General features: G+C 68.2%; 23 protein-coding genes and 1 pseudogene. 14 read left to right on the forward strand and 10 right to left on the reverse strand.

The genetic code is table 11. From position 1 onward, the window contains the following. Positions 1-395 precede the first annotated feature (395 nt). The 3 genes from ectA to ON04_RS06060 all read left to right on the forward strand — a co-directional run bounded on the left by ectA (position 396) and on the right by ON04_RS06060 (position 2,754). A complete protein-coding gene (ectA, locus tag ON04_RS06050) occupies positions 396-911 on the forward strand; it encodes a diaminobutyrate acetyltransferase (protein ID WP_029457862.1) in 516 nt (171 codons plus the stop codon). 66 nt (positions 912-977) lie between these two features. Beyond that, a complete protein-coding gene (gene ectB, locus ON04_RS06055) occupies positions 978-2,273 on the forward strand; it encodes a diaminobutyrate--2-oxoglutarate transaminase (RefSeq protein WP_010540697.1) in 1,296 nt (431 codons plus the stop codon). 58 nt (positions 2,274-2,331) lie between these two features. Beyond that, complete coding sequence (locus ON04_RS06060) at positions 2,332-2,754, forward strand: ectoine synthase (protein WP_010540698.1); 423 nt, start codon at positions 2,332-2,334, stop codon at positions 2,752-2,754. Between the two features lie 106 nt (positions 2,755-2,860). Here the strand turns inward: ON04_RS06060 and ON04_RS06065 are convergent, their stop codons facing one another. Both ON04_RS06065 and ON04_RS06070 read right to left on the reverse strand, forming a co-directional pair. Then, positions 2,861-3,685, reverse strand: a complete 825-nt coding sequence (locus ON04_RS06065; protein ID WP_010540699.1) for a PIG-L deacetylase family protein — start codon at positions 3,683-3,685, stop codon at positions 2,861-2,863. Positions 3,686-3,704: 19 nt separating this feature from the next. Further along, positions 3,705-4,730: a DUF2332 domain-containing protein gene (locus ON04_RS06070; RefSeq protein WP_010540700.1), complete on the reverse strand. Its 1,026-nt coding sequence runs from the start codon at positions 4,728-4,730 to the stop codon at positions 3,705-3,707. A gap of 138 nt (positions 4,731-4,868) precedes the next feature. Here ON04_RS06070 and ON04_RS06075 point away from each other — a divergent pair, with 138 nt between their 5' ends. The 5 genes from ON04_RS06075 (at position 4,869) to ON04_RS06095 (ending at position 8,777) form a co-directional block, all read left to right on the forward strand. Next, complete coding sequence (locus tag ON04_RS06075; protein ID WP_010540701.1) at positions 4,869-5,939, forward strand: glutathione S-transferase family protein; 1,071 nt, start codon at positions 4,869-4,871, stop codon at positions 5,937-5,939. A gap of 30 nt (positions 5,940-5,969) precedes the next feature. Further along, positions 5,970-6,536 (forward strand): GtrA family protein, encoded by a 567-nt coding sequence (locus tag ON04_RS06080; RefSeq protein WP_010540702.1) that lies wholly within the window; start codon positions 5,970-5,972, stop codon positions 6,534-6,536. Positions 6,537-6,544: 8 nt separating this feature from the next. Further along, positions 6,545-7,339, forward strand: a complete 795-nt coding sequence (locus tag ON04_RS06085) for a trimeric intracellular cation channel family protein (protein WP_010540703.1) — start codon at positions 6,545-6,547, stop codon at positions 7,337-7,339. Between the two features lie 9 nt (positions 7,340-7,348). Next, positions 7,349-8,044, forward strand: a complete 696-nt coding sequence (locus ON04_RS06090) for a hypothetical protein (RefSeq protein WP_010540704.1) — start codon at positions 7,349-7,351, stop codon at positions 8,042-8,044. A gap of 76 nt (positions 8,045-8,120) precedes the next feature. Next, complete coding sequence (locus ON04_RS06095; protein ID WP_010540705.1) at positions 8,121-8,777, forward strand: DNA-3-methyladenine glycosylase I; 657 nt, start codon at positions 8,121-8,123, stop codon at positions 8,775-8,777. Here the strand turns inward: ON04_RS06095 and ON04_RS06100 are convergent. Further along, positions 8,774-10,075 (reverse strand): glycoside hydrolase family 3 N-terminal domain-containing protein, encoded by a 1,302-nt coding sequence (locus ON04_RS06100; protein WP_010540706.1) that lies wholly within the window; start codon positions 10,073-10,075, stop codon positions 8,774-8,776. The two genes, ON04_RS06095 and ON04_RS06100, sit on opposite strands and share 4 nt — an antisense overlap. Before the next feature lie 79 nt (positions 10,076-10,154). On the opposite strand from ON04_RS06100, the gene ON04_RS06105 reads away from it, so the two are divergent. After that, the gene (locus tag ON04_RS06105) at positions 10,155-11,249 is read left to right on the forward strand and encodes a nitronate monooxygenase (protein WP_081477134.1); all 1,095 of its coding nucleotides are present in this window, start codon (positions 10,155-10,157) and stop codon (positions 11,247-11,249) included. A gap of 18 nt (positions 11,250-11,267) precedes the next feature. Here ON04_RS06105 and ON04_RS06110 read toward each other — a convergent pair whose 3' ends face one another. The 3 genes from ON04_RS06110 to ON04_RS16680 all read right to left on the reverse strand — a co-directional run bounded on the left by ON04_RS06110 (position 11,268) and on the right by ON04_RS16680 (position 12,487). Further along, on the reverse strand, positions 11,268-11,735 hold the full coding sequence (locus tag ON04_RS06110; RefSeq protein WP_010540708.1) for an SRPBCC family protein: 468 nt from the start codon (positions 11,733-11,735) through the stop codon (positions 11,268-11,270). 101 nt (positions 11,736-11,836) lie between these two features. Continuing rightward, positions 11,837-12,001, reverse strand: a complete 165-nt coding sequence (locus ON04_RS16820) for a hypothetical protein (protein ID WP_193350594.1) — start codon at positions 11,999-12,001, stop codon at positions 11,837-11,839. Between the two features lie 324 nt (positions 12,002-12,325). Then, positions 12,326-12,487 (reverse strand): hypothetical protein, encoded by a 162-nt coding sequence (locus ON04_RS16680; RefSeq protein WP_158217824.1) that lies wholly within the window; start codon positions 12,485-12,487, stop codon positions 12,326-12,328. Positions 12,488-12,788: 301 nt separating this feature from the next. Between ON04_RS16680 and argJ the strand changes: the two genes are divergently transcribed. Next, positions 12,789-14,000: a bifunctional glutamate N-acetyltransferase/amino-acid acetyltransferase ArgJ gene (gene argJ, locus ON04_RS06115; protein ID WP_010540709.1), complete on the forward strand. Its 1,212-nt coding sequence runs from the start codon at positions 12,789-12,791 to the stop codon at positions 13,998-14,000. After that, positions 13,997-14,473 carry a nuclear transport factor 2 family protein gene (locus tag ON04_RS06120; RefSeq protein ID WP_010540710.1) on the forward strand — a complete coding sequence of 159 codons (477 nt, stop codon included), beginning with the start codon at positions 13,997-13,999 and terminating at the stop codon, positions 14,471-14,473. The genes argJ and ON04_RS06120 overlap by 4 nt, the downstream gene beginning before the upstream one ends. Before the next feature lie 21 nt (positions 14,474-14,494). Here the strand turns inward: ON04_RS06120 and ON04_RS06125 are convergent, their stop codons facing one another. The 3 genes from ON04_RS06125 to ON04_RS06135 are packed head-to-tail and all read right to left on the reverse strand — an operon-like array spanning position 14,495 to position 18,034. Further along, positions 14,495-15,487, reverse strand: a complete 993-nt coding sequence (locus tag ON04_RS06125) for an alpha/beta hydrolase (RefSeq protein ID WP_010540711.1) — start codon at positions 15,485-15,487, stop codon at positions 14,495-14,497. Positions 15,488-15,530: 43 nt separating this feature from the next. Continuing rightward, positions 15,531-17,408, reverse strand: coding sequence for a long-chain-acyl-CoA synthetase (locus ON04_RS06130; RefSeq protein WP_010540712.1), 1,878 nt, complete (start codon positions 17,406-17,408; stop codon positions 15,531-15,533). Further along, positions 17,405-18,034: a TetR/AcrR family transcriptional regulator gene (locus ON04_RS06135; RefSeq protein ID WP_010540713.1), complete on the reverse strand. Its 630-nt coding sequence runs from the start codon at positions 18,032-18,034 to the stop codon at positions 17,405-17,407. The genes ON04_RS06130 and ON04_RS06135 overlap by 4 nt, the downstream gene beginning before the upstream one ends. 177 nt (positions 18,035-18,211) lie before the next feature. Between ON04_RS06135 and ON04_RS16150 the strand changes: the two genes are divergently transcribed. Both ON04_RS16150 and ON04_RS17315 read left to right on the forward strand, forming a co-directional pair. Further along, a complete protein-coding gene (locus tag ON04_RS16150; protein WP_010540714.1) occupies positions 18,212-18,379 on the forward strand; it encodes a DUF2613 domain-containing protein in 168 nt (55 codons plus the stop codon). Positions 18,380-18,401: 22 nt separating this feature from the next. Then, positions 18,402-21,866: pseudogene (locus tag ON04_RS17315) on the forward strand (alpha-(1->3)-arabinofuranosyltransferase); the annotation flags it as partial. 917 nt (positions 21,867-22,783) lie between these two features. On the opposite strand, the gene ON04_RS06145 reads toward ON04_RS17315, so the two are convergent. Beyond that, entirely contained in the window at positions 22,784-24,058 is a 1,275-nt protein-coding gene (locus tag ON04_RS06145; protein WP_010540716.1) for an acyltransferase family protein, read from the reverse strand. A gap of 103 nt (positions 24,059-24,161) precedes the next feature. Here ON04_RS06145 and pgfA point away from each other — a divergent pair, with 103 nt between their 5' ends. Then, positions 24,162-25,607, forward strand: coding sequence for a cell envelope lipid trafficking protein PgfA (gene pgfA, locus ON04_RS06150; RefSeq protein WP_141564655.1), 1,446 nt, complete (start codon positions 24,162-24,164; stop codon positions 25,605-25,607). The last annotated feature ends 210 nt before the right edge of the window (positions 25,608-25,817 follow it).

The raw sequence follows: 25,817 nt of genomic DNA on the forward strand, positions 1-25,817 counted from the left end.
GAACACGACACCGACCCCCCACCGTTCTAGCCACAGGGGCAGGGTCAGGGGCGGCGAATAGAGTGACGGTGGTCTAGTCGGAAGAAGAATTTTCCCGTTTCAGTGGGCGCATGTCTGACCGCGTTGGGGGCGCCGGACTACCGACGTGGCGGGTCAGATGGATTAGCCAGGGCCGAGCGGTCGGGATGTGGCGGGCCTCGTCACTTTCCCCGGTGGGAACTGCGGACTCGTTCGGGCCCGGGAGAGCCGGAAGTGCTCGAACGCGCTTCGAAAACCGCCCGGAGTGACTGACCTCACTCCGAGTCGACCACCTGCGTACTCATGGTGGATTCAGGTAACGAAATGGGGAAGGTAGATGCAACTGCGAGGAGCCGTCACTACGGTGGGAGACGATTATGAACCCAGGAGAACGAGCAACACCCCGTAACCCTGATTCGTCCGACGCGGTATTTCGTCCGCCCACAGCGGCAGACGGCACACGTATGTGGGAGATCGCTCGCGACAGTGGAGTTCTGGACCTCAACTCGTCATACGCCTACGTGCTGTGGGGAGCGGAGTTCGCGGACAGTTCCGTGGTCGTCGAGGTCGAAGGCCGAGTCGTCGGCTTCGTCACAGGCTTCATACGAGCCTCCGAACCGGACACGATTTTCGTGTGGCAGGTCGGCGTCGACGCCGACCAGCGAGGCAAGGGCCTCGCGGCACGGCTCCTGCACAGTCTGATGGACCGCACTGGTGCGCAACAGGGCACCGTGAGACTTCGGACGACAATCAGCCCGGACAACGAGGCCTCGCAGCGCACCTTCGGGGCAGTCGCTCGCGACCGCGGCATGACGTTGTCCAGTGAGGATTACCTGAGCGCCGAACTTCTCGGCGAGGAGCACGAACAGGAAGATCTCTACACGATTTCCTAGACCTGGGCGACGGGCCGCCCGGCCCGCCACCGCCGCCCGCACCATCTTTATTGGAGTGATCACGAAATGACCGAATCCACGTCTGAAGCCAACCTTGATACCTCGATCTTCACCGACCGTGAGTCCGAGGTCCGTAGCTACTCCCGCAACTGGCCGGTCGTGTTTGACACCGCCAAGGGAGTCACGCTGAAGACCGTCGATGGTGACGAGTACCTCGACTTCTTCGGTGGTGCCGGTGCCTTGAACTACGGCCACAACGACGAAGACATGAAGAACGCGCTGATCGACTACATCACGCGTGACGGAGTCACCCACTCGCTGGACAAGTTCACCGTCGCCAAGCGGGCTTTCCTGGAGACGTTCAGCAGCACGATTCTCGAGCCGCGTGGCCTCGACTACAAGGTGATGTTCCCCGGGCCGACGGGCACCAATGCCGTCGAGTCGGCGCTGAAGCTGGCGCGCAAGGTCACCGGCCGTGAGGCCATCATCAACTTCACCAACTCATTCCACGGCATGACCCTGGGATCGCTGTCCGTGACCGGTAACTCGATGAAGCGCGCCGGCGCCGGCATCCCGCTGGTCCACGCCACGCCGATGCCCTACGACAATTACTTCGGTGGGGTCACCGAGGACTTCCAGTGGATGGAGCGCGTACTCGTCGACTCCGGCTCGGGCATGAACCGCCCGGCAGCCGTGATCGTGGAGTGCGTCCAGGGTGAGGGCGGCATCAACGCCGCTCGCGCCGAGTGGCTCCAGGCCCTCGACGCGCTCTGCAAGCGCCACGACATTCTGCTGATTGTCGACGACGTCCAGATGGGCTGTGGTCGCACCGGCGAGTTCTTCTCCTTCGAGTTCGCGGGGATCAAGCCGGACATCGTGTGCCTCTCCAAGTCCATCGGAGGCTACGGCCTTCCGCTGGCGGTCACCCTGTTCAACCGCGAGCTGGACGAGTGGACCCCGGGCGAGCACAACGGCACCTTCCGCGGTAACAACATGGCGTTTGTCGCCGCCGATGTGGCGCTGCGCAAGTACTGGTCCGACGACAAGCTGCAGAACCGCACCCTGGAGAACGGTCGCGTTCTCCGCGAGCGCTTCTCTCCGTTGGTCTACAAGTACGAGGACAAGGTCGAGTTGCGTGGCCGCGGCATGGCGTTCGGCATCGCGTTCCTCGAGAAGCCCGAACTAGCCGGGCAGGTCATGGCCCGCTGCTTCGACAACAAGATGCTCGTCGAGACCGCCGGTCCGAGCGACGAGGTCGTCAAATTTCTCGCGCCGTTGACGCTCACCGACGAAGAGCGGGACCGCGGTATCGAGATCTGCTACGAGGCCGTCGACTACGCGCTCGCCCAGCAGTACGCCTGATATCGCAGCACGCCAGCTCCGGCAACACACCTGACCGCGCCCTTCGAGGAGGCACTTCATGATCGTCCGAACCACCGCCGAGATCACCGATACCGACCGCCACGTCAAGGGCAACAACGGTAACTGGGAGTCCAAGCGAATCGTCCTGGCCAACGACCGTGTGGGTTTCTCGTTTCACGAGACCACCATCGCCGCCGGTACGACCAACGACTTCCATTACGCCAACCACATCGAGGCCGTCTGGTTGACCCGCGGTAAGGGCACTCTGCGGGACCTGACCAACGACAAGGAGTACCCGCTCGCGGCCGGGTCGATGTACCTCCTTGACGGGCACGAGAAGCACCAGGTGATCGTGGAGGAGGAGATGCAGATGCTGTGCGTCTTCAACCCTCCGGTCGTGGGCGACGAGAACCACGACGAGAACGGTATCTACCCGCTCCTGCGCCTACAGGACGACGGGTCGGTCGTTCGCGAGAAGTAAGACCCCGCGCCCAGGACTCCCCGGCAGCCGGTCACCGTGACCGAGCCCGCCGGGGAGTCCTGTGTTCGCGGGATGAGCCGGGCCACCCCCGAGGGCGCTGCAGGACCTAGAACGGCCACTCGCTGCGCATCGGTCGGTCCAGGCCCGGCTCGATGAGGTATTCGAGGCCGAACGAGAGCTCGTAGACCGCGGGCGGCAGGCTCAGCATGAGTCCGATGTCGCTCGTCTGACTGGCGTGGCACTCCATCGCCTGACGCTTGAGGGAGAGGACGTCCTCGGGCAGATCTATGGCCCACGCGATCTCCGACTCCGGCACTCCGACCGGCTGACCGTCGTCGCCGGTGAGGATCATCTCCCGGATCTCCGCCACGTCCGAGCCTCCGGAGGCCAGCGCGTCGAAGAGTTCAGCAACCTCCGGCCTGTCCATCATCGCCAGCTGGGCGGTCTGGTTGGTCGTGGACTCCATGAGCCGGGGCCGGCGCGACGCCAGTTCGGCCGCCCGTCGGGTAAGGCGATGCACTGCGATGTGGTCGGGGTGGCCATAATTGCCGTGATAGTCGTAGCCCACCACCACATCGGCGTCCTCACGGTCGAGGATCCGCACGAGGCGTCCTGCGGCGTCGTCCACATCGGCCTGATTGAGGGACCGCGGGTCGTCGTTCTCGGCCCAGCCGGTCATGCCCGAGTCGCGGAAGCCCAGCCAGTCGAGGCGTTCGACGCCGAGTACGCGGGCAGCCGCGAGGGCTTCACCTCGTCGGTGTTCGACCAGGTTGCCGTCGTCCCCTAGGTGTTCGGGTCGTTGACCGTGGTCGCCGTCAGTGGCGAAGACCGTCACCACACGATGTCCGGCGCGGGCGGCGAGCGCCATCATGCCGGCGGTTTGCGAGGACTCGTCATCGGGGTGGGCGTGGACAAAAACGATGGTGGACACGGTGTTCAGGGTATGCCGCTCAGGGGAGATCGAGGGCGCGGACCCAGTCGCCGTGCCCGTGCGCCGTGGCGAGGGGACGACCGTTGACGGCGACGACGAAGATGCCCTTGTGCCGCCGGAGCGATTCCGGCACCTGCGCGGCCACGTCGGGCAGAAGGGTCACGCCCTCGACCGAAATCCACACCGCGCCAGTGTCGCCGCAGAGGGCAGTCATGCGTCGGACGAATTCGGCGCGCGCGGGCGGCTCGAGGTACCCGAGTACAGCGGTGTGGAACACCACGGGAGTCGAACCGGCGGGGCAGGCGGCCACGGCGGCGTCGACGTGCTCAACGAGGTCGCCGGCGATGAACTGCGGTGGATCGGCGGCGGCGATGTCCAGCGCCGCGTCGAGGCGGGGGACGCGTTCGTCCTGCTGGCCGGGCCAGATGAGGCTGCGCAGCCACGCCCGCGAGTCGGGGTCGGAGGCATCGATCGGGGACAGGTCCACACCACCCCGGTGCGCAACCACCGGAAGCGAACGGGGCAGGGGGATGCCGTCGCGAAGATCGCAGGCGAGGACCGGGGTAGCGCCCGGTGTGGACGGGTCGGTGGGGTGCAATTCGTGTGACCCGCCGTCGTCGAACTCGTACCGGTATGCGTAGCGGTCTGGGTATAGGCATAGGCCGGCGGAGGCGCCCACCTCGACCAGTGACAGGGGGCCGGGTAGTAGGGACAGGAACGGCAGCAGTACAGCGCAGCGCTTGGCCTCGTTGGTCTGCGTGGAGTGGGTGAGCGCGATCTGCTCGATCTCGGACCAGTGGGCGTGGACGTACGTGCGGAAGGCGGCGTAATCCTCGGTCTCGGGCGCGCCGGCGTGGCGGGCGGCGGCGAAGACCAGCGCAGGCTGCCGCTTGATCCTGGGAAGGGACTCGATCAACGCACAGGTGCCGGGATCATCGGCGATGCCCCGGGCCCACGATAGGTAGACCGGGGTGCGACCGCGGACCTCGAAGCGGGCGAAGTCGGCGTAGCGGGTCGCAACATCATCGACATGCGCGGAGTCCATGCGACAAGAGTGACACAGGGCTGCGGATCGCCCAGCATCATGGCGGAGGGGCTGGTGCCGGACCGCAAAAGACGGTACCTTGGTGATACATCAACGAAATTGCGTACCGCCACACCACGCCGACCCCTGGAGGCCACCATGGCAGACGACACCGAGTTCATCGCAGCGCAGAACGCCGCAACCGACGGAGAATTCGTTCGCGACGCCACCTACATCAACGACCGCGTGGTGGCGGGTCTCGAGCCCGGGTCCGCACCGGTAGGCGACAAGATCGGCGAAATGCGCTGGCCTGTCGAGGCCGGGCGGTACCGCCTCATGGCCGCCCGCGCCTGCCCGTGGGCCAGCCGCACGATCATCGTGCGCCGCCTCATGGGACTTGAGGACGCCATCTCGATGGGCCTCGCGGGACCCACTCACGACATCAATTCCTGGGTGTTTGACCTCGACCCGGACGAGAAGGATCCGGTCACCGGCCTGCACCGCCTACAGGAGGCTTACTTCAACCGCATCCCCGATTACCCCCGGGGCATCACCGTTCCCGCGCTCGTGGATGTGCCCACCAAGTCTGTGGTGACGAACGCGTTCCAGAAGTTGAACTTTGACCTCCTGACCGAATGGTCCGCATTCCACCGTGAGGGCGCCCCCGACCTGTACCCGGAGAAGCACCGCGACGAGATCGACGAGCTGGACTCCTGGATCTACCCCACTGTGAACAACGGCGTCTACCGCAGCGGATTCGCTGCCGAGCAGAGCGCGTACGAGAAGGCCTACGACGAGCTGTGGGCCTCCCTGGACCGACTCGAGGAGCGGCTGACGACGCGTCGGTTCCTCGTGGGCGACACGATCACCGCCGCGGACATCCGCCTGTTCACCACCCTCGTGCGCTTCGACGCGGTCTACCACGGACACTTCAAGGCCAATCGCAGCAAGATCAGCGAGATGCCCGCGCTGTGGGGTTACCTCCGTGACCTGTTCCAGACCCCCGGCTTCGGTGACACCTGCGATTTCCCGCAGATCAAGGAGCATTACTACAACGTCCACCGGGACGTGAACCCCACCGGCATCGTGCCCAAGGGGCCCGACCTGACCGGCCTGTTCACTCCGCACCACCGCGAGGAGTTGGGCGGCAGCCCGTTCGGCGACGGAACGGCTCCCGGTCCCATCGCGAACCCGGTAGAACGCGTCCCGGAGGGGCATGGCGCGGACTGAAGGTCGGGTTAACGCCTAGACTCATCGCCTGTGAACCCAGCCTCCGCCGAACTCGGCCGCTACCGTCGTGGCGCCCGGCAGTTCCTCATGTTCGGCATCGTCGGCGGCTCCGGGATGGTCGTCAACATGATCGTCACTGTTTTGATGAACAAGGCCAACGGCGGCACCCAGAACGCGCAGGACATCCTGTTCCCCATCGGGGGGACGGAATTCAACTTCCGGTTCACCACGCTCGTCTGGGTGGTGGCGTTCTTCGTGGCAAATTTTTACAATTTCCTGCTCAACCGTCACTGGACGTTCGGCAAGGGGCACAAGGCGCCGGCGTGGCAGGAATTCTGGCCGTTTCTGGTGGTGGGGTCGGTGGCCGCGGCTGCGGGAATCTTCATCAAGCTCGCGTTCACCAATCCCACCAGCCCGATCTATCTGCCCGAGCCGTGGTGGCACGAGGACGCGGGTATCCACTCCCGGGAGTATTGGAGCCAGCTGCTGACGATCGTCATCACGATGCCGATCAACTTCGTCGTCAACAAGCTCTGGACGTTCCGCGCGGTGCGTAACCGTCACCACGCGCGGTCCACGGCCGACGCGGTGGTCTAGGCCGGGCCGTGGAGAACTCGCCCCTCGTCCTCTGGTTCGACCTGCTGGGCGTGTTCTTTTTCGCACTGTCCGGAAACCTGTTGGCGGCGCGCAAGGACATCGACATCACCGGCGGCCTGGTGCTGGGGCTGCTCGCCGGCCTGGGTGGCGGGATCATCCGAGACGTCCTGCTGGGGGTCACCCCGCTCGCGCTCGCGCAGCCCGTCTATCTAGTCCCCGTGGTGGCCGCGGCGACGGTGCTGTACCTGCTCGGATCGCACATCCACCGTGTGCAGACTCTCATCGTGACGTTCGACGCCGTGGGGCTCGGCCTGTTCTGCACCTTCGGCACGGCGCGGGCGCTGGACCACGGGATGCCGGTGGCGTCTGCGCTGCTGCTCGGGGTGGTCACGGCTGTCGGTGGCGGGTTACTGCGCGACGTGGTGGCCAACGAGATCCCGGCCGTGTTCAGCGGTTCCAATCTGTACGTCATCCCGGCGGCCACCGGAGCCGCGTTGACCGCGGTCGCGGTCGAAACGGGGACCTGGGGCCCGGTCGCGGCAGTCGTGCTGTCCTTCCTCGCCTTCGCGTTCCGCATGGTCGCGTGGTTCAGGCAGTGGCGCGTCCCGGCGCCTGTCCGCAGCTGGACCGTGCGGGACCTCGACGTGCTCCGGCGGCGAGAACGGTCGGTGTTCGGCCGCCCGCGCGAGGAGGAGAGTTTCGACGACAACTACGACGACGACAACAACGACGAGGACCGCCGTCGCGGGAACGACGGCGATCCCGATAGTGGTCCAGGCTTCCGGCCGGGCCGACGCCGGTAGGGTTGCCCGGTGCAGTACTACCTCAGCCTGCTAGGTTTCGCGGCGATCGATTCGGTCAACCTTCTGGCCTTCGCCGTCATCGCCGGACTCTGGCTGACTGCGGCCAGTCGCGGGGGGACATTCGCTCCGCGTGCCGCCAGGTTCACAGGTGGTGCGTTCTGCGGCATCGTGGTGCTCTCGCTCATCTCGGTGTGGGTGATCGGCAACAACCAGGAGTTCGTCCGCAGCCTGTTCTACAGCCTGTGGGCGATGGTGGTGCTGGGGGTGGTGGGCTTGGTCGTCACTGTTCTGGGATTGCGCCGTCCGGCGGCCGCCAAGGAGGATGCCGTCGAGGCGCCGCTCGCTGAGACCGCACTCCAGAGGTTCGGAATCATGGCCACGGGCATCGCGCTCGGCATCATCCAATCCGGGACGTCGGCGCCGTTCGCCGCCGGGATGGTGCTCATCTCGTTCGCCGAGACCCCGTGGTGGTCGAAGCTCCTGCAGATCCTGTTCTTCGCGATCGTCGCGATCCTGCCCAGCGCGGTGCTCATCCTCGCGCTATCCCGGGTGCGCTCGGGAGGGGTCGTCGCAGCCACGCGGCGCATCGACCGCTTCCTTTCGTTCGGCCGGGTAGCCGGACGTATCCTCACTTTGGTTGTGGGCGTGGCGCTGCTCGCGCTGGCCGTCATGCGGATCGTGCAGCTGTTCGGCGTCTTGTCCTGACGGGGTGGTGTCGTAGTCCGCTCCTAGTCTGTGCGCCACCACCGCCAAGGGTGGTCCGACGAACACAGGAGAAACCATGCAGAACGCGCAGATTGACCAGACCGCCGCTGGCACCGCCGCGGCAGACACCGTCACCGCCGATACCGGCGCCGTGCTGTGCGAGGACGGATTGCGCCGGCCGCCGTGGGCGGCGCGGGACCCGTTACTACGAGAGTATTACGACACCGAATGGGGTATACCCGTCCGCGACGAGGCGGGACTGTTCGAGCGACTCGTGCTCGAGGGGTTCCAGTCTGGTCTGAGCTGGGTCACGATTTTGCGTAAACGCCCGGCGTTCCGAGAGGCGTTCGCGGGCTTCTCTCCTGATGCGGTCGCGGCGTTCGAGGAGCAGGACATCGCCCGGCTGATGGCGGATGAACGGATTGTCCGCAACCGTCGCAAGATCAACGCGGCTATTGCCAACGCCCGCGCCGTGATCGCCCTGCGCGAGGACGGTGGGCTAGCGGAGTTGATCTGGTCGTACCGGCCCGAGCACACACCGGCCCCGCGGACGATGGACGATGTGCCGTCCCGCTCACCGGAGTCGGAGGCGCTGGCCAAGGAACTCAAGCGGCGGGGGTTCAGCTTCGTGGGACCGGTGACGGTGTTCGCGCTCATGGAGGCGATCGGGGTGGTGGACACCCACCTGGTGAACTCGCACCGGAGGGGAACGTCGGGGGTCTGGCAGCACTAACGGGCGGGCTTCGGCAGGGCTGGCAGGTCGGCGCGGCGAGGCAGCCCCGGCAGTGGTGCCGCGAGCGGGCCGGCTTGGTCGACGTGACCGGTGACCGGCCCGGAGAGGCAGCCGGGGATGCCCCGCAGCCTGGCCATCCGAGACAGTGAATCGTCTAGTTCGCTGCGGGACAGGGCGCCGATCTCCACGGCGCCTTCCACGGCATCGAGGGCCTCGGAGATGCCGTCGGTGGTGATCCACAGCGGAGAATCGGCTCCAGCGATGAGTGATTCGGCCACGGCGCGCTGGAGCGGGAAGTCGTTCGTTACCGCCCGCATACCGGACAGGTCGTCGGTGAAGATCGGGCCGTCGAAGGGCGGGGCGCCGTAGCCGTAACCGTCGCGCAATAGTCGGTAGGCGGCCGGGGAGAGCGAAGCCGGACGATCCACCCCTGTCAAGCCGGGTACCTGCTGGTGGCCCAGCATCATCCCGGCACCGGGCGTCTGCGCGAGTTCGGCGAACGGGTGCAGGTCGTAGGGGACCAGCTGGTCCAGCGGCGGGACGGTCACAGATTGAACGTGACTGTCCCCGGTCGAACGGCCATGGCCCGGGAAGTGCTTGAACACGGGGGTCACGCCAGCGTCAATCAGCCCCCACGCGAATGCGTTCGCGTACTGAACCACACGCGCCGGGTCGCCGGAGAAAGAGCGGTCACCGATCACCGCGGCGTCGGGCTGCTCGGATACGTCGAGAGAGGGTGCGAAGTCGACGGTCACGCCCATCCCACGGAGGAATTCGCCGCGGGATCGGGCCACCGACCGCACCTCGTCAGGGCTCATGGTGGCGGCCATGACCCGGGCCGAGGGCACAGGCCCGGCGTAGGGAGCGATGCGGGAGACGCGGCCGCCTTCCTCGTCGATCGCCACGAGAAGCGGCAGGGGGGTGTCCGCCTGGAGGCGGTCGAGCGCGTCGCTGGAGACCACTTCGCCCACCACGTCGCCGCCGAGGAAGATCCCGCCGATTTTGTGCTCTTCCACGGCGCGACGGGCGTCGTCCATGGAGTTCACGCCCACGGTGAACAGTTGCGCGATCCGATCGCGCTGGGTGAGTGAGTCGAACGGTGACGTGCAGGGCGGCTCGGGCGAGGCGGCGGCCGGGTCGCTCACAGAGGAATCAGCGGGCTGGCTCGCCAGCTGGTTCGCAGACCGGCTGCTGCCGGGGACGTCGTTGCTCTGCGTGCCCGAATCCCCGCACCCGGACAGCACGAGGGCCACGGCCAGCGCAGTGGCTGTCAGAAGCGTCCGGCGGGAAGATGTCACACCCTCAAATGTAGCCGTCGGTCCGGCCGGCGCGGTCACCCGGAATACAGGATCGCGGCCGGGCGTAACGTCGAGAGGCATGAGCGCACCAAAGTCCCGAGACCGCCTCCTTCCGTCGCATCTGCGTCGACCCGTCGTCGGTGCACCGATGGCCGGCGGACCTACCACCCCGGCGCTGATCGCGGCGGTCGGCGAGGCGGGAGGGCTCGGGATGATCGGCTCGGGCTATCTCGATGCAGGCGGCACCCGGAACGAGGTCGCGCGGGTGCGGGAACTCACCGATGCGCCGTTCGGGGTCAACGTATTTCTCCTGGACCCCGCGGACTCCGCGACGGCGCTGGCAGATGCCGGTGGCATGGAGGCGGTGCAGGAGTACGCGTCCACCATCGGCGCGGTGTCGCAGCGGCTGGGCGTGGAATTGGCACGCGATCCCCAATTCACAGACTTCGACCAGGACGGCACCGTCACGGCGCTCGTCGAGGACCCGGTCGCGGTGGTCTCGTTCACGTTCGGTATCCCTGACCCGGCCGTGGTCCGCGAATTGCACGAGGTGGGCTCTGCGGTGGTCGTGACGGTCACCGGTGTTGCCGACGCACGGCGGGCCGTGGACGCGGGCGCGGACTGGCTCTCCGTGCAAAGTGCGGAGGCCGGAGGGCACCGCTCCACCACGGCGGTGGGCGAGGAGCCGGATGACATCACGACCGTGGATCTGACGCGCGCGGTGCGTGAGGCCCTGCCCGAGGTGCCGTTCGTCGCCGCCGGAGGGATCGCGACGCCCGAGGACGTGGCGGCGGCGCTCGCCGCCGGGGCCGACGGGGTGCAGCTGGGCACGGTGCTGTTGCGCACCCCGGAGGCGGGCACAAGCGCTCTGCACCGCGCCGCGCTCTCCGATCCCCGGTTCACCGAGTCTCGGCCCACGCGGTGTTACACGGGCCGATACGCCCGCGCCCTGGTCAACGGCTTCGTCGACGAATTCGACACGGCGGCACCCGCCGCGTACCCGCACCTGCATCTGCTCACCGGGCCGATGCGAAAGGCCGCCGCGCAGGCCGGGGACATCGAGGTCCCGCCTCTGTGGGCGGGCTCGCGCTGGCGTGCGGCTGACGTCTACGCAGATCGGCCGGCGGGGGAGATTGTCGCCGAACTGTGGGATTCGGCGACGACGTCAGGCTGAGCTGTCACCGGTCTGTGATCAGGTCGCGCTGGCGCGGCGCTCGGCCTCGGCAGCGATATCCGCCAGATCCTTCTGCATGGTCCGACAGGTCGACCGCTGGGCGAACCCGCCCATCACGGCCATCACCACGCGGGAGATGGCAGGAGCGTGGGCTGTGTGCGCGCCGAACTGCATTCGCAGGGTCGAGCCCCCGTCGGCGTCTGGGGTGATGGTGAAGATGGTCTTGTACTCGGTCCCACCGTTCTCGGCGACGATCGTTGTGGAATGCGGCGGCTCGGCGGCTAGGACCATCATCTCCTCGGTCGCCTTCATCCCGAACATCGTCCGAGTCTCCCGCCACCGTAGGCCGGGCTCGTATGGGCTTTCGGTGAGGATCTCCACGGACCGGACGCCACTGAGCGTGCGGGGCGCCTCGGGGATATTGGTGAGTACCTCCCACACTGTCGCGGGGTCGGCGGCGACGTGGCGGGACAGGTCGAGTTGCATGCCCGCGAGTGTAGTGAAATATACGACGCCGGCATCCGTCCGAAGACGAATGCCGGCGTCGGGGTGTTGCTGCTGGGCGCTGAGGCCCAGGTTCAGCTAACTCAGGCCTCGGGGGCCAGCGAGCCGGTGACCTGTGCAACGAAGCCGCCGACCGTCTCGAGGACCTCGGCGACGAGGTCGGCGCCGCTGTCGACGACGTCGGAGCCGGTCTCAACGGCGGCGGAGCCGGTGGCCAGGCCGGGGAGGAAAGTAGCGATGGAACCCATTTGATGGTCCTTTCGTCATGCGCGGCACCGTGTGCGCCGCTCTGTCTGAGTGGAGCTCTTTCGAACTCTGTGGTTCATCCAGAACCCAACACCGAACGTTACGTAGCGATGAGGCGGCATTCACCCGGTAGGTGGTCGGATTCCGGCGAAAAGTGCACCGTTTCCTTTACCTGCGCAGGTCGGAGGGGCGGTCGTTCCTAATGTGAGTTGTATCTCATTAGCGGCCGTATGGAGATTGCCGAAATGCACAACGCCGGCATCCGTCCTGGGACGAATGCCGGCGTTGAGGCAACTAGGACCCGTGGGGTCCGGGGTCACTCAAGCTCAGAGCGAGCCGACGATGTTGCCGAGCGAGCCGGTGACGGTGCCGTACACGCCCTCGGCGGCGGCGGAGCCGGTGCTGACGAAGCCCTCGGCGGCGGCGGAGCCGGTGCCGATGAGGCTGTTGAAGAAGCCGAGGACGCCGGTGAAGATCTGCTCGATCATGGTGATGATCCTTTCGTATGTGGGCGGCGCCGTGATGCGCCGCGCTCGTGGTGCAGTCCTGCTTTCGGACTCGTGTAGTACATCCGGATTCCCCCGGCGGTTGTTACCCGGATTCGGCGAAAAAGTTGTCCAGCGACCATCTCGGCGGCCCAGCAGCCCTTATTTGTCCAGTTAGTAAGGCTTTGTATCTTTATATGTTAAAGAGGTCACATTCGACATCGAATCCGTTCCCGGACCCCGCACCGAGCCGATTCCGCCGGCGTCGCACCTCCGCCGGCGGGGACGGGGGACAATGGACGGCATGACGCCAACCACCGCGCACACACCCGCATCATTGCCCCTTCCAGAGGGCTTCCGCGCCCACTCGGGAGCCGCAGGGCTGCGCGAGCGCGGAGATGACGTCTTTGTCGTCGTCAATGACGGTCCCTCCCCGGCGTCGTCCGCTGTCTTCACCCGGTCCCTGTTCGCCGGCCCGTCGGTCGTGCTCAGTCGCGCTAACGCGGCGTCCGGACGCGCCCGCGGCGTTGTGGTGGTGGCCAAGAATTCCAACGTCGCCACCGGCGAGCAGGGCATGACCGACGCCCGCGAGGTGCTCGAGCATGCGGCCGCCGCCGTGGGAATGGCGCCCGAGGATCTCCTCATCGCCTCCACCGGCGTTATCGGCCGCCGCTACCCCATGCCGGTCCTGCGCGAGCACCTCCGGGGCTTGGTCGGCGCCGAGTTCGACGCCGACGCCTCAGCGCTGGCTGCCGCCATGATGACCACCGATACGCACCCCAAGACCGCGCAGGTGGAGGTGACGACGACGACGGGCGGCACCGCACGGGTCGTGGGCATCGCCAAGGGTGTCGGGATGATCGAGCCCGACATGGCCACGATGATCGCCGTGATCTTCACCGACGCCGCAGTGGAGCCGGCTGTGCTGGATGCCGCGTTCAGGGACGCGGTGGACCAGACCTTCAACTGCCTGTCCGTGGACACCGACACCTCGACCTCCGACACGGCCGTCGCCCTGGCCAGCGGGTCGGGCGACCCGGTCGGGGAGACCGAACTGCGCGAGGCGTTCGACGCAGTCTGCCTGGATCTGACCCGCCAGCTCGCCCGCGACGGCGAGGGCGCCACCAAGCTGCTCACCGTCGAGGTGACCGGGGCCCGCGACCGCGACCAGGCCAAGCGCGTGGCCAAGGCGATCCTCAACTCGCCGCTGGTCAAGACCGCCGTCCACGGAGCCGACCCCAACTGGGGCCGCGTCGCCATGGCGATCGGCAAATGCCACGACGACACGGACATCGACCCGGAACGCGTCCGCATCGCCTTTGGCGACCTCGAGACCTACCCCGCCTTCGCGGGCGAGGCCGAGCTCCAGCGGCTGACCGAGATCATGCAGGCCGAGGAGGTCACCATCTCGGTGGACCTGGGCGTGGAGGGCGGGTCCGCGGACGGGACCTGCACTGTGTACGGCTGCGACCTCACCCGCGAGTACATCTCCATCAACGCGGACTACACGACGTGACCGGCGCGACTGACGAGGGCCTGTCTTGGGCCGACGTCGAGGCCATCCGCGCGGTGTTCGCCCGCCGCCTCTACGTAATGGACACCAAGCAGTGGGACCAGTACGGGTCGTGCCACACCCACGATGTGGTGAGCAAGTCTTGGGCGGCGAGCGGTGGGGCTGCAGAAGTCCGAGGACGCGACGCCCTCACTGAAGCAATTCGTCAGACCCTCGACGGGCCCTCCCCGGTGACGCGCGTGCACCACGGCCACTCGCCGCTGCTGGAGGCCACGGGGCCAGACCCAGTGACCGGTGAGGCGACCGCCAGCGGGATCTGGGCGATGGAGGACCGGCTCTGGTGGAACGTGGACGGCCGTGAGCGCCGGCTTCACGGCTGGGGTCATTATCACGAGCGCTACCGGCAGGTCGACGGCTTCTGGCTGATCTCCTACCGGCGCCTCGAGCGGCTCCGTGTGGACACGGACTGGGTGTGACTACCGAGTGACGGTGGGGGGCTAACCGGCCGCGTCCGGGTCACGGCGGGCCATCTTCAGCAGAGTGTCGCGGGTGTCGTGCCAGACCTCGCCGGCGATATCGCCCCACGGATCGTGGCCGCCCGGCACCATGGTCGCGCGGGCGGGGTCGCCGGCCCGCCTCGCCGCCCGGACATAGGACTCGGACTGTTCGGGGCGGACCACCTTGTCGTCACGTCCGTGGATGCACACCACCGGAACGCCGGTGGGTAGGTGACTGATGGGGGAGGCGTCCACGTAGCGCTGGCGGCGTTTTCCCGGCTCGCCGCCGAGGAGGTCGTGGACGTACCGGTCACGGGCACGCTCGGCCATGAGCAGGTCCGCGACACCCGCCAAGGAGACGCAGCCGGCCACGGGGACGGCCGGCCGGGATCCGGGAAGCGAGGACGGGAGCCGTTCCCGCCCCGCGACCCAGAGCGCCAGGTGCCCACCGGACGAGTGCCCGGCCACCACTACGCGGTGGAGGTCCAGACGATCGCCGAGGTCGGCGGAGATCTCGGTGAGGTGATCCACGGCCCTGCACACGTCGGCGACGGTGGTGGGCCAACCGCCGCCGGAGTCCACGCGCCGGTACTCGATGTTCCACACCGCCACGTCGAATGAGGCCAGGTCGCGGGCCTGATTTTCCATGTAGGTCAGACCGAGGGAGTCCCGCCACCCGCCACCGTGGATGAGCACCACCACCGGCAGGGCAGGGTTGGCCGAGTCCGGTAGATAAAGGTCGCCGAAGGTCTGACCTTCGGTGTTGCCGGGGTCGTCGTAGAAATAGCGACGCGGCTCGCTCAACGGCACCGCCCCCTCTGGTGGGCGGTAGGGGCGGGAGGCGACACGGTTGGCTGTCTGCCCCGCGGTAGCGGGATCGTCGGCGCGCTCGGCCAACCCCGAGGTGAGCGCCCACCCTGCCGCGCCGCCCAGGCCCATGGAGAGGCCTATCAGGACCGAGCGGCGCGTCCGGTCCGTCCTGTATCTGGGCATGCGGCGGCCGTCTCTTCCTCAGGTGCGGGTCGTTCGGCCGGAACTAGACGGTGCCGGCGACGATATCGTTCTCCGCACCATCGTAGAACGGGATGTACCCCTTCTCTTTGGACAGCACGTACAGGGGCTCGTCAAAGGTGGAGGTGTCGAACGCCTGCTCGCGCAACTCGGTCTTGCGGCTCTTGAACGTGGAGGTGTGCTCGAGCTCCCTGGACAACCTGATGAACTGCGGGATCGCGTAGGACGGAAGGGTCTCGCGCAGGTGGCGGGCCAGGCCCTCGCCGTCGAACTCGGCGTCGTCGTTGAGGCGCACCGCAGCCATGCCGGCCTTGCCGTCGGCGCCGGGGACCGGCACGCCGTAGACCACAGCCTGGTCGACTTCGGGGCGGGCTCCCACGGCGGACTCGACCTCGGTGGTGGCCACGTTCTCGCCCTTCCAGCGGAACGTGTCGCCCAGGCGGTCGACGAACGAGGCATGCCCCAGCCCTTGGTCCAGCATGAGATCCCCGGAGATGAACCACGCGTCCCCGTCGGCAAAGGCGTCGCGGACGATCTTCTTCTCCGTTGCCTCCTTGTCGGTGTAGCCGTCGAAAGGCTGCGAGTCGGAGATGCCGCTCAGGAGCAGTCCGGTGCCGCCCCTGCCGACCTTCTTCAGGCGGCCGTTGGAGTTACGGAGGGGATCGCCGGTGTCGGCGTCGTACTCGACGATCGCGAAGTCCATGGGGCAGTAGCCGGTGGTCCGCTGGACGTTGAACGCGTTGACAAAGGCGATGTTGCACTCGCTGGCCGCGTAGAACTCACAGATGCGGTCGATCCCGAACCGCTTCTGGAACTCGGACCAGAGCTCGGGGCGCAGGCCGTTGCCTGTCATCACGCGGATCGAATGGTCGCGGTCGCCAGGGCCGGGCTTCTGGTTGAGCAGGTACCGGCAGATCTCGCCGATGTAGATGGCCGCGGTGGCGCCGGAGTCGCGGGCCCGCTCCCAGAACTTGGTCGCGGAGAAGTGCTCTTCGATCGCCATGCAGGCGCCGGCGGCGAGCACGCAGCCGAGGCCTACGGTGAGGGCGTTGTTGTGATACATCGGAAGCGGGCAGAGCAGGACGTCGTCCTTCTTCAGGCGCACGCCCGACAGGCCGAATCCGGCCATGGCCCGGTTCCACCGGTAGTGCGTCATGGCGGACGCCTTCGGCAGGCCCGTGGTGCCGGAGGTGAACACGTAGTAGGCGGTCTCGGTGCCGACTGTGGCGTCGGCCTCCGGCGGATTGGTCTCGCCCACGTCCTCGCCCAGGGTGGCGAGCTCATCCTCGAGCCACACCAGATCTGACAGTTCCTCGGGGCGGTGTCCGGCGGCGATCTTGTGATGCGGCAGGTCGACCTCGGTGCCCACGGCGACGAGCTCACCGATCCAGTTCTCGCGCGGGATCGAGTTGACGGCTTCCGCGCATTCGGCGCCGACCAGGGTGACCTTGGCCTCGAGAATCTTCTGCGAGTGGTCCAGGACGTCGCCGCGTTGGTGGTGATTGAGCAGCCCCACCGAGGCGCCCGCCTTGACCGCACCCATGATGGCGATCATGACCTCGGCGCGGTTGCCCATGCAGATGCCGACGGTGTCACCACGCCGTACGCCTCTGGTCTGGAGTACGTCCGCCAGACGGTTGGCGCGCCGGTTGGCCTCGCCGTAGGAAATCTCGGTGCCCCGGAACCGCACGAAAGGCGCGTCGGGCCGGGCTGCGGCGTGCTCCTGGAACTTCCGACCGATCGACACCCTGTCCTTGCTGCGCGAGGTCCGGACGATCCACAAGCCGTGGAGGACTGTCGGCAGATCGGCAGCCAGGGAGGGCAGTCCCCGGGCCAGGTCGAGTGGGCTGAGTGTGCGAGCGCCCTCAGACTTCCGGGCGGCGCTGCGGGTCCGTCCGGTCACGACTGCTCCTCTTTATGGGTGGTGGGGAGTGACCTGGCGGGATCGCCCGAGAGTCCACGCCAGGCGAGTTCGACGACGACCCCGGCGGCCACCGATGTGGGGATGGAACGGTGTGCGACCCGGTCCGCGACCGCCTCACCCGCACCGACGAGCGCGGTGGCCACCACTTCGAGGACCTCGCGGCTGCGCTCGTCGACGGAGTTCTGGGCCAACAGATCGGCGGTCAGGTCCACCAGGACCGAGCGGGTCTTCTCGACCTCCTCGGCGAACGCCGGTTCGGCCACGGCCTGCCGGTAGACGACGTTCCAGGAGTCGGTGTGCTGATCGACGTACTCGAGAAAGGCCTCCACCACGCTCTCCAACCGCCCCCGCGGGCCGCTGCTGCCGGTCGCCGCGGTGGTGAGTTGGTCGATGAGGCGGCCGGATTCCCGCACCACGCACGCCGCGAACAACTCCTCCTTCGAGCCGTAATACAGATAGAGCATGGGCTTGGAGATGCTGGCGTCACGGGCGATGGCGTCCATGGAGGCTGACCGGTAGCCGAGATCCGAGAACACACGGATGGCCGAGTCGAGCATCTGCTGCTCGCGGATCGCGCGCGGGATGCGCTTTGTCCCCGTCGTCACTTCGGTCTCCTCCCGAGCGCGTGGTGTCGTATGCCACACCAACTTACCGGCCGGTAAGGACTTGTGGGGCACGACTAGCGCATGAGGTCGGGTGTGTCGGGTGCTACTCTTCTGGCGTCGGAGTGCCCCACGGCACCTCCGTTGGCCTCTTTTCACGTGAACCGCAGGGAGAACTCGATGAGCTTCGGTACCGGAGCGCTCGCCAGCGCCGTCGGCGGAATCGTCCTCGGCGGAATCGTCGCTTTTGGCGCGAACACCGCAATGGCCGAGAACTCGATCCCGGAGGTCTCCCAGCCGCCCGCCGACCAGGCCCTCCTCGGCCAGGTCGAGTACGGCGCCCGCTAGTCCCTCACCACTACCGGCGTAGGTGATCCACGGGATCCGTCTCGGCGTCGGCGCGCGCGACGCGGTCGTCGCATTCTTCGCGTTCTTTCTACTGGCCTGCATGCAGGCCCCGGGCCTCGTCGTCCCGGACACAAAGTACGACCTGGTTGTCGACCCCGTTCGCTTCCTCTCCCAGGCCACCCATCTATGGACCGGCCTGTCCTTCGGCGGCCAGGTCCAGAACCAGGCCTACGGCTACCTCTTCCCGCAGGGACCGTTCTTCGCCCTGTTCGACCTGGTGGGATTGCCCGCCTGGCTGACCCAGCGCCTGTGGTGGGCGGTCCTGTTCACGGTCGCCTTCGTCGGAGTGGTGCGGGTGGCAGCCGCGCTGCGGATCGGCACCCGTTCGACCCGTGCGGTCGCCGGGGTCCTCTATACGTTGGCTCCGCGGATGCTGGGCGACCTGGGCTCCATCTCCTCGGAGATCTGGCCCGTCGCGTTGGCGCCGTGGGTGCTGCTGCCCGTGATCCGGGTGCTGCAGGGCCGGATGTCCCCGCGCCGTGGCGGGGCCGGGGCCGCGCTCGCGTTGGCGCTGATGGGAGCGGTCAACGCCGTGGCCACCGTGGCCGCGTGCCTGCCGGCGATCCTATGGTGGGCCATGCATCGGCCGGGTCGGACATGGGGTCGCCTGGCCGCCTGGTGGCTACCGCTCTCGGCCGCCGTCTGCGTGTGGTGGGCCGTGCCGCTGCTGCTGCTGGGCAGGGTCTCGCCGCCGTTCCTCGACCACATCGAGTCGGCGGAGGTCACCACCAGATGGGCGTCCGTCACCGAGGTACTCAGGGGCGCGTCCACGTGGGTGCCGTTCGTCTCCACCGACCGGGTTGCCGGTGCTGCGCTGACGAGCGAACCGGTGTACGTGCTGGTCACCGGTGCGATCGCGGCCATCGGCATTCTGGGACTGCTGCGCCGGGGAATGCCCGCGCGCGGCCGACTGTTGGTGATCGCGGCGGTGGGTCTCGTGGCAATGGCGGCGCCGTGGGTCGGCCCGGCCGGCGGCGGGCTCGCCGAGACGCTGCGTGCGTTCCTCGACGGCTCGGGCGCACCGCTGCGCAACGTCCACAAATTCGACCCCCTCGTGCGGCTGCCATTGGCCCTGGGGTCGGCGCACCTGTTGGCGCACTTGCTCAGCGGGGTGGGCGCGGACCGTAAGCGGGCACTGTCCGCGCTGGCGCATCCCGAGCGGAACCGTGCAGTCGCGGCCGCCATGGTGATCGTGCTGGTCGGAGGCATTTCGGTGGCACCGGCGTGGCTCGGCAGGCTCGCCCCGGTGGGAGCACACGAGCGCCTGCCAGATTACTGGCCGGCCGCCGCCGAGTGGCTGTCGGAGAACGCGCCGGTCGATCGTGCGGGGGAGGCCGGTGACGGCCCCGACCCCGCCGCCACGACCCGCGCCCTGGTGGTGCCGGGTGCCTCGTTCGGACGCCAGGTGTGGGGCGTGACGCGGGACGAGCCCCTCCAACCCCTCGCCGAGACCCCGTGGGCCGTGCGCGACTCCGTGCCTCTGCAGCCGGCGCCCGCGATCCGCGCCCTCGACGCGGTCCAACGCCGCCTGGCCGACGGTCGACCCGCCCCCGGTGCCGCTGGCACGCTCGCCTCGCTGGGTGTGGGTTTCCTCGTGGTGCGCAACGACCTGTCCGAGGACTCGGGTGCGCCGCGTCCCGCGCTGGTCCATCAGGCGATCAATGGTTCACCCGGCCTGGTGAAGGTCGCCGAGTTCGGCGATCCCGTCGGCGGAGCCCGCGCACCGGACGGTGGGGAAAGAAGCAACGGAAACGACGACGACGAGGCGGTCGTGGTGCCGGACTCCGGACTCCGGCCCGCCTATCGCGCGATCGAGATCTACCGCGTCGACTCCAGGCTGGGGGCGGACTCCGAGTCTTCCGGCCCTCCGCGGTCAGCCACGGCCCCGTACACGGTGGAGGTGCGCGACCTGCCGGTGATCGCCGGCGGACCGGAGGCGATGTCCAGCCTCGACGATTTGCTAGCGAGCCGCGACACGATCGGCTCGCCGTCGCGGGTCACCCGACTTCTCGAGTCGGACGCCCTGGCCGCCGGCGTCGACCCGGCCTCGGACCCGTTCCCGCGTCCTCGCCCGGTCTCGGTAACCGGGCCGGTGCTCACCGATTCGCCGACCGACCGCGAGACCGATTTCGGACGCGTCGACCACCACTCTTCGGCCGTTCGAGCCGAGGGGGACCCGCGGCGCAGCCGGGGCACGGTCCCGGACTACGCGGCGACGATCGCCGAAGAGCAGCCGCCCAGGGCGCAGGCCCGGTGGTGGGACGCGAGGGTGACGGTGTCGTCGTCAGCGGCGGACTCGTCGCAGACCGGCCCCGTGCGGCCCGCGCACTCGGTGGCCGCAGCAGTGGACGGAGACCCCGACACGACCTGGCGCTCGGGCGGTTACGGCTCCGCCTTCGGTGAGTGGATGGAGATCGACCTGCCCGAGCCGGTCGACCGCGCGGTACTGAGACTGACCGTGCCCGCCCCGGACGTCGGGCCGGAGGTCGCCAGTGTGCAGATACGGACGGATACGGGCACCACCACCGCCTACCCGTCGGCCGACAACGAGCTCACCGTGGCGCTGCCCCCGGGCCCCACCGGGCGGGTTCGCGTGACCGCGACCGGGTTCGCCGACGGCGGCCGCGGCACCTACTTTGAGATCGCCGAGATCGGACTGAGTGCCAGCGGTCAGGAGATCCCGCTGCTGCGGACCGTTGCCCTGCCCGACCGGCCCGAGCCCGACCCCGACGATCTCGCCGCCCGCGCGCCGTCCGGCTGGCTGCTGCGCCAGGAACTCGCCGGCCGGTCCGACTGCGTTCACGGCGGCAGCCCGGTCGACGGTCTGGCCGGTGCGGAGGAGGAGACCGGCTCGGTCCGCTGCGCCCCCGATCTCGCGATCGAACCCGAGGAACCAGGCCGCTTCGCCCGACTGCTCGACGTGCCCGCCGACACCGCCGTCGCTCCGCAGCTGCTCGTGCGCCCGCGTCCCGGGCCCGCACTCGACGACGTCCTGCGCGGCACGCCCGCGACCCGGGCCCGGCAGGTCAAGGCGTCCGGCGAAGCCCTGGTCACCGACCCCGCCGGGTCGGCCGGTGCGGCCGTGGACGGCGACCGCGCCACCAGTTGGCACGCGCGGGATGTGCCCTCGCCGTCGCTCGCACTGCGACTGCCCACTCGTCAGCTCGTCGGCTCGCTGCGACTCTGGGCGTCCCGCTCCGCCGTCCCGGCCGCGCCGAGCGTCATCACCGTGGACACCGGAGTCCAGAAAACCCGCGTCGACCTGGACTCTCTCCCGGTCGAGGAGGACGGCTCGGTGATCGTGGACCTGCCCGCGGACTTCACCGACGCCGTCACCCTCCGTGTGGACGACACCCACGACGTCCGCAGTCCGGCCGGGGCCCGGGTCCCCGCCGGTATCGCCGAGGTGTGGGTGCGGGATGACTCAGGCGCCCGCATCGGAGCGCTGCCCGCCGCCAACGACGATCCCGTCACCCTGACCTGTACCGACGGGCCTCGCGTGCACATCGGCGACCGGGTGGTCCGCACCAGGGTCGAGGCCACGCGCCGGGATCTCCTGCAGGGCCGCGCACTCCGGGCGGAACTGTGCGACGTCGACCCCCTTGCGCTGGCCGCGGGGCCGCAGGAGATCTCCGTTGAACCTGGTGAGGCGTTCACGGTGGACACGGTGGGCCTCGTCGTCGTCGACCCCGGAGGAACCACGGGCGGACCCGCACAGGTCCTCGGCGGGGCCTCCCAGCCCACCCGGGCTGTCACGACCATGGCGTGGGAGGACTCGCGGCGCGAATTGCACTTGACCGGCTCGCTGCGCGAACGCGTGCTGGTGGTGCCGGAATCGGTGTCCCCGGCGTGGGAGGCACGGCTCGTGGCCGACGATTCCGGCGAGTTGCTCGACGTGCGACCCGTGACCGTGGACGGCTGGAAGCAGGGCTGGGTGCTGCCCGCAGGACCCGGCGCGACCCTCGTGCTGACCGTCCCGCTCGATGCGCCGTATCGGGCCGCGCTGATCACCGGCCCCGTCGCGTTGTTCCTGGTCCTGCTCCTGTTCCTCGTCCGCGGAGGCCGCGACCGGGCGGGCGCACGGGCCACCCCGCGGCAGGCACGTGGTGCAGTGACCGCGGCTGCTACCGCCGGCGTCGGCTACGTGTTGGCCGGTCCGGTCGGGCTCGGACTGGCCGTCGCGCTGACCGTCAGCGCACTGGGCGCGAGCCGCTATCTCGGCGCCGGCCGGGTGCGACGGATGCTGATCGCGGGATCCGGCATCGGGATCGCCACCGGCGCCGCGTTGCTGGCTCGTTCACCCTGGCCCGATCCGCTCTCATACGCCGGCGACGGATGGGCGCCTCAGGTCGCGACGATGGTCGGACTCGTCTGCGCCGGACTAGCCGCGGCCTGGCCCTCGGACGGCAGAGCTCCCGTCTCGCGGCCCGGTGCCCGGCGTGATGCCCGGCGTGATTTCCTGCGCGGTGACAGCCAGTGACGCGACGGCTCCTCCACCAACGCGTAGCTGGCCGCGGCGATCACCGTCGACACCACCACCGTCACCAGCCAGATCGTGAGCATCTGCCCGGCGAACATCTCCACGAACGCTATCTGGAACGCGAAATGCAGAACCAGCACGTGCCACAGGAACACCCCGTAGGACCATCTGCCGAGGGCGTTCATCACCGGTGAGCCCAGGACAGCGAAACGCAGCCCCGCCGGTGCCAGTGCGATAGGGGCGAGAAGACAGAACGCCACCACTGCGCCCAGAGCGGTGCGGGCCGCGAACTCCGGGCCCGCCGGGTGGACGAACCCCTCGGTGAACCACTGGGGGACGGTGGTGGCGAAATACGCTGCGGCAGCCACCGACCACCACGCCCATCGCGCGTGCCGGTGACGGGCCAGCGCCGCCACCCGGCCGGGGGGAGCCGTGGAGAGTTCGGCAAGGATCATCCCCGCCGCGAACCACGAGGTGAAGGCCGGCGGCAGGATCTGGTCGTTCAGCCGGTCAGGCAACCCGAGCTCATACCAGGGCACCAACGCCCAGCCCAGACTCGCCACCCCCACTGTGGCGATCACCGGGATGCGCCATCGCGCCGCCTGACCCCGCAGCGCGGCCAGAGCCCACCACAGCAGCGGCAGCACGAGATAGAACACCATCTCCACCGAGAGCGACCACGCGTGCGTGAGGCCCTCGACCAGAGAATCAGGAACTAGGACCTGCGTCAGCGTCAGGTTGGACGTCCAGGTCCACAGCGAACTGTGGGCGTTCCGCGGGATGAGGAGGAACGCCGCCGCCACCAACACCAGATACGCCGGCATGATCCGCACCAGCCGTGACAGCAGGTACTCCCCCGCGGGACGCGCCGTGCCCTCACCGCCGCGTCGCGCGTGAAGAGCGTGGGCCCGCCAGAGTAAAAACCCCGAAAGCGCGAAGAACACCGCCACAGACAGGTCCATCCGACCCCATATGCGGTGGATCACCGACCCCGTGGACGAGGCGGTCTGGAACGCCACGTGCGTCGTGAGCACCGAAAAAGCAGCGACCGCGCGCATACCCTCGAGCGCCGGAACATACCCCTTCGCGGAGGGCAGAGTTCCGACTCGTTGGTCGGGGGTGCCGAATGCGTTCTTCATCACTGTTAATCTTCTCCTGATGAGGGCCCGGCCGGGCGATCGCCCCGGGAAACCACCCGGCATGAGCCGGCGGGCCGAGAGCGCGATACCAGGAGGACATCCGATGGCACGACAGAGCAGTCCCGCGGGGAGGTCATCAGTGCCCGCACTGGTCCTCGTCGGACTCGGCGCGTTTCTGATCACTATCGCACTCGCGCTCGTCTTCTTTGTGGTCCCGGCACAGAAGAAGACGCCGCTGGACATCAACTCCACTACCGTCACGGAAACCGCGCAGGGCACGGTACTGGTCGGAAAGGCTCTCGCCGGCAACACGCCCACCGAGCTCAACGCCGACCGGCCGGAGTGCAGTGCCGGCGACGCCGGCTCTGCCGAAGGTGACGAGGCTGAAGGCGAAGCGGCTCAGGGCGAAGCGGCTGAGGGCGAAGCGGCTGAGGGCGCTGCCGAGGGCGACGAAGCCGAAGATGCTGCCGAGACCCCCGAGGCGGAGATCCCGGTGACCTGCTTCATCGACAACGACATCCCCATGTACTCGCAGCGTCGCGTGCAGGCCGTGGAGCCGTCGGACGGCGAGGTCATCACGATGCAGGCCGCTCAGTCCCTGCTGCGTGAGGACCTTGAGGGCGACGATGCTGCGGGCCTGATCAACGCCACCATCGACCGCATCACGCTCGACCGCGTCACCGCCATGCCGGTCGATGAGCCCACCAGTACTCTCCAGGTGGTGTCCTCCGGGGACAAGGGGGACGAGACGGCTCCCACAGGCTTCGTCCGCAACGGTCTGCAGTACAAGTTCCCGTTCGACACCGAGCAGAAGAACTACGACTACTTCGACGCCAGCACCTTCACGACCAACCCGATCTCGTTCGTCGGCGAGACGACCGTCGGCGGTATGGACGCCTACGAGTTCAAGCAGGAGCTCGGCCCCATCGACATGTGGTCCTCGATCCGCGACCACTTCGCTGCGATCTCCGACGGCTACGACCCCGCCGTCGAATCCATCCTGGCCAGCTACCGCCGCGAGGGCATGACCGCCGGGCAGTGGGGACTCAAGGGGGATCCGAAGCGCGAGGTCGACATGCGTCGCTTCTACACCAACACGCGCACGGTGTGGGTCAACCCGGCAACCGGCCAGATCATCAACGGCAAGGAGGACATCTACCAGTTCTTCGCCGAGGACCAGGACGAAGCCGAGGCCTTCTTCAACGACAAGGCCCGCATGGAGGAGGAGAAGTCCGAGCCCACCCGCACGGCCGTCCGCTTCCAGTCCGGTTGGAACGAGGAGACCCAGGACGGGACTCTCGCGGCCGCTCAGGACAGCTCTGACACGCTGAACACCTTCGGTCGCGTTGTACCGCTCGTGCTCGGTATCCTCGGTCTGCTGTCTCTGGTCGGAGGCCTCGTGCTGGGCCTGCGTGGCGGCGGCACACGCCGCGGAACCAGCGGAGTCGGACGTGCAGCTCCTCGAGCCGCAGGCGGGACGGCAGGAGCCGGGCCCGGAGCTGCCGGAGTCGATCGTGGTCCGGGCGGAGTGAACCCCTCCAGGGACTGAGTGATCCCCAGACCCCGGCCCCGTCGACGCGACCGAGAACGTCCTGCACATCACGCCCACGCGGCGGATGCGCAGGACGTTTTCTTTTGCCGGTGCGCATCGTCCCTCTGGCTGCTCTGCGCGCCATGCACCGCGCCTGAAATGTGCCGCCGCCGCGCTGGACCCATTCCGCGAAGTCCCTCGCCCCTACGCGACACCTATCCGATCGCG

Source organism: Dietzia alimentaria 72, assembly GCF_000226215.1.
In the GTDB taxonomy this organism is placed as follows: domain Bacteria; phylum Actinomycetota; class Actinomycetes; order Mycobacteriales; family Mycobacteriaceae; genus Dietzia; species Dietzia alimentaria.

Coding starts and splice junctions, on each gene's coding strand:
- ectA (WP_029457862.1), top strand. CDS start 396: ATGAACCCAGGAGAACGAGCAACACCCCGTAACCCTGATTCGTCCGAC.
- ectB (WP_010540697.1), top strand. CDS start 978: ATGACCGAATCCACGTCTGAAGCCAACCTTGATACCTCGATCTTCACC.
- ON04_RS06060 (WP_010540698.1), top strand. CDS start 2,332: ATGATCGTCCGAACCACCGCCGAGATCACCGATACCGACCGCCACGTC.
- ON04_RS06070 (WP_010540700.1), bottom strand. CDS start 4,730: ATGGACTCCGCGCATGTCGATGATGTTGCGACCCGCTACGCCGACTTC.
- ON04_RS06075 (WP_010540701.1), top strand. CDS start 4,869: ATGGCAGACGACACCGAGTTCATCGCAGCGCAGAACGCCGCAACCGAC.
- ON04_RS06095 (WP_010540705.1), top strand. CDS start 8,121: ATGCAGAACGCGCAGATTGACCAGACCGCCGCTGGCACCGCCGCGGCA.
- ON04_RS06105 (WP_081477134.1), top strand. CDS start 10,155: ATGAGCGCACCAAAGTCCCGAGACCGCCTCCTTCCGTCGCATCTGCGT.
- ON04_RS06110 (WP_010540708.1), bottom strand. CDS start 11,735: ATGCAACTCGACCTGTCCCGCCACGTCGCCGCCGACCCCGCGACAGTG.
- ON04_RS16820 (WP_193350594.1), bottom strand. CDS start 12,001: ATGGGTTCCATCGCTACTTTCCTCCCCGGCCTGGCCACCGGCTCCGCC.
- ON04_RS16680 (WP_158217824.1), bottom strand. CDS start 12,487: ATGATCGAGCAGATCTTCACCGGCGTCCTCGGCTTCTTCAACAGCCTC.
- argJ (WP_010540709.1), top strand. CDS start 12,789: ATGACGCCAACCACCGCGCACACACCCGCATCATTGCCCCTTCCAGAG.
- ON04_RS06125 (WP_010540711.1), bottom strand. CDS start 15,487: ATGCCCAGATACAGGACGGACCGGACGCGCCGCTCGGTCCTGATAGGC.
- ON04_RS16150 (WP_010540714.1), top strand. CDS start 18,212: ATGAGCTTCGGTACCGGAGCGCTCGCCAGCGCCGTCGGCGGAATCGTC.
- ON04_RS06145 (WP_010540716.1), bottom strand. CDS start 24,058: ATGAAGAACGCATTCGGCACCCCCGACCAACGAGTCGGAACTCTGCCC.
- pgfA (WP_141564655.1), top strand. CDS start 24,162: ATGGCACGACAGAGCAGTCCCGCGGGGAGGTCATCAGTGCCCGCACTG.